This is a genomic window from Mycobacterium sp., from assembly GCF_035603715.1.
Lineage (GTDB): Bacteria > Actinomycetota > Actinomycetes > Mycobacteriales > Mycobacteriaceae > Mycobacterium.
In genome coordinates, this window is sequence record NZ_DATNJW010000289.1 from 1 (window position 1) to 2896 (window position 2896).

The window sequence follows — 2896 nt, forward strand, 5'->3', positions numbered from 1 at the left end:
CGGCTCGGACATCGGTGGGGGCGCCTCGATCATGGGCACGCTGTCCGGCGGTGGCACCGAAGTGATCTCGGTCGGCAAGCATTGCCTGCTCGGCGCGAATTCCGGGCTGGGCATCCCGCTGGGCGACGACTGCGTCGTCGAAGCCGGTCTCTACGTCACCGCGGGTACCAAAGTCGCTCTCCCCGATGGCAATTCGGTCAAGGCCCGAGAGCTCTCCGGCAGCAGCAACCTGCTGTTCCGGCGCAATTCGGTAACCGGCGCGGTCGAGGTGGTGTCCCGCGACGGCCGCGGCATCGCGCTCAACGAGGACCTGCACGTCAACTGATCAGACCAGCACCTGTTTGGGCATCACGGTCGGCTTGACCCCGTAGCGTGGCGCCGTCCCGTAACCCCCGCGGCCGGTTGCGGCGTATGCCGGCATCCCTGCGGCCACATTCGTTATCCCGCTGCCATCTTCGGCGGGAGCGGTCCAACCTGAGCCGGCCAGCGACGCAGCGGCAACGGACTCAGCCGGAGTGGCCGCGGACCAACCCGCCGGCACCGACAACTTGCCGACCGGGAACGCTTGGCCCACGGCCGCCGATATCGGCGCTCCTCCCACGCTCGCAGCACTCGCCGCGGCCGTACCAGCCGGCCAGCCCGCGATACCCATACCGCCGTAAGCGAGGGGAAGGCTATGACCGAGAAGGCCCGCATCGGCGGTATGCGCGTACAAAACCCCGGTCGTGATGCCATTGAACAGGTTCCAGGCACCCATATCGAAAATCCCGTTCGGGATGGCCACCACCAGATCGTTGCCGAAGAAATCGTCCAAGGCCTGGGCGGGTGCCGCTGCTGCCGAGACAGGGTTGGAGAGCGATTGCATCGCGGCGGGCAGCGCCGACACCAGCCCGGGAAGTCCGGCCGAGCCGCCGGTGGCCTGGGTGACCGCGGCCGCTTGAGCGCCGAGCCCGCCCGGATTGGTCGTCGACGCCGGATCGCTCAGCGGGACCAGTGTGCCCGCGCTGGCCGATGAGCGGGCGTACCCATACATGGCGGCGGCGTCCTGGGCCCACATCTCGCCGTAGTGAGCCTCGGTCGCTGCGATCGCCGGGGTGTTCTGCCCCAGGATATTCGTGGCGACCAGGGCCGCCAGCTGCGCTCGGTTGGCGACGACAACCGGCGGGGGCACCGTCATCGCAAACGCGGCTTCGTAGGCGGCCGCGGACGCCATGGCCTGGTTCGCGGCGTGTTGAGCGGCTGCGGCGGTGGTGTGCATCCACGCCACAAGGGGGGCGGCGGCGCTGGCCATCGCCGCCGCGGACCGACCCCGCCACTCGTCGTCGGTGAGCGTCGAGATCACCGACCGGGAAGCGTCGGCGTTCGAATTCAATTCGGCCGAGAGGTTGTTCCACGCGGCCGCGCCGGCCATCATCGGCCCCGCTCCCGGCCCGGTGTACATGCGTGTCGAATTGATCTCTGGAGGCAATGCCCCGAAATCGAAAGTCATTTCTTTGGTCCTTTTCTTCGCTGATGGGCTTCGGCGATGTCGATGCGCTATACGACGGTCGGCTTGGGCATCACGGTGGGCTTGACGCCGTAGCGTGGCGCGCCGAAGCCGTACCCTGGGCGCCCGGCCGAGGCCACCGACGGCACGCCGGCCGGCATCGTCGTCACGGGCGGGGTATGGGGCGCAGCGCTGGTCCAGCCCGCGCCCGCCAATGTCGCAGGGGCGGAGTTGGCCGCACCTACGCCCGCCGCGGCCCAGCCGGGCGGCACCGACAACCCACCGAGCGAGGACGCCTGACCAACGCCTGCCGAGACCGGGCCCGCAACGGCCCCGGCGGCGACCGCCGGCCCTATTGGGGCAGTCGGCATGAACGGTGCGCCCGCTGCGGCGGGCCATTCAGGCTCCCAGTTCACCGCGCCTGGAAGGAATTGGCCCTGGCCCAGCGCGATGAAGTCGGACGCTGCCGCGCCGACGTTTTGAAACCACGTGAACGGGGTCGCGATGGTGGCGCCCGTCGACGACGACACCTGCGCCGGATTCACGGCCGCCCCGGACATTGCGGACGACGAAGTCCCGGACCCGGTCAGCCCACTGAGCAGGCTGGACAACGACGTTGAGCCGGTCGCGGTCTGGTTGGCGGCTTCGGTGTCCCGGTAGGAACCGGCGCTAGTGCCCAAGGTATTCACCAGCATCTGGCGGATCGCCATGGCTTGTGCGCTGACCTGCTGGTACCAGGTGCCGTAGGCGGAGAATTGTGCTGCCTGCAGCGCCGATACCGGGTCGGCGGCTGCCGGAGCGACGCCCGTAGTGCGCGGCACCGCCGCTGCGTCCTCAGCGGCCATCGACGTGCCGAGGGTTTGTAGTGCGCTGGCCGCTGCCGTCAACGCTTCGGGCTGCGTAGCTACGAAAGACATGAATCTCTCCTCACGCAAAATAAGCCGACCACTGAGGGTTCGGCGGTGGTTGTGTGCTGTGGCAGGGCCAAGAAGGAGCCCATGAATGCCACTTTTCCCAAAATCCGCCGGAAATACTCCGGTAATGCGCACGTAATACGCAGTAAATTCGACGGGCTATCCACTAACCGCCCACAGTGGATTGGAGCGCTACCGAACAACCGCCGCGGTGAGGTCAGCCGCTGGCCGACACCTCTGCCTCGCCTCGAGTGGAATGCAGTGCTACTCCGATGGTTTCGGGAAGCAGATAGGTGCACACCAGACCGGTCAGGGCCAGGGCGGCCAGCATCGGCCCGACCACCCAGCTGCCGTAGGTGGCCTGCAGTGTGCCGGCGATCAGCGGGGGCACGGCACCGCCGAGGATGCCGGCCAGGTTGATCGCCAACGCTGATCCGCTGTAGCGATAGCGGGTGGCAAACAGCTCGGGAATGAAGGCTCCCGTTGGCCCCGAACC

General features: G+C 68.0%; 3 protein-coding genes and 1 pseudogene. 1 reads left to right on the forward strand and 3 read right to left on the reverse strand.

From position 1 onward, the window contains the following. Window positions 1–325, forward strand: a 325-nt coding sequence (locus VN856_RS12010) for a DapH/DapD/GlmU-related protein (protein WP_325689248.1), incomplete at its 5' end; no start/stop codon positions are given. Here the strand turns inward: VN856_RS12010 and VN856_RS12015 are convergent. The 3 genes and pseudogenes from VN856_RS12015 to VN856_RS12025 form a co-directional block, all read right to left on the reverse strand. Further along, window positions 326–1489 carry a PPE family protein gene (locus tag VN856_RS12015; protein WP_325689250.1) on the reverse strand — a complete coding sequence of 388 codons (1164 nt, stop codon included), beginning with the start codon at window positions 1487–1489 and terminating at the stop codon, window positions 326–328. A 47-nt stretch (window positions 1490–1536) separates the two neighbouring features. Further along, on the reverse strand, window positions 1537–2403 hold the full coding sequence (locus VN856_RS12020) for a PPE family protein, SVP subgroup (RefSeq protein ID WP_325689252.1): 867 nt from the start codon (window positions 2401–2403) through the stop codon (window positions 1537–1539). Between the two features lie 214 nt (window positions 2404–2617). Then, window positions 2618–2896 (reverse strand): annotated as a pseudogene (locus VN856_RS12025) (MFS transporter); the annotation flags it as partial.

What these genes read in the sequence shown, in the direction of transcription:
- VN856_RS12020 (WP_325689252.1), bottom strand. Translation starts at nt 2,403, where the DNA reads ATGTCTTTCGTAGCTACGCAGCCCGAAGCGTTGACGGCAGCGGCCAGC.
- VN856_RS12015 (WP_325689250.1), bottom strand. Translation starts at nt 1,489, where the DNA reads ATGACTTTCGATTTCGGGGCATTGCCTCCAGAGATCAATTCGACACGC.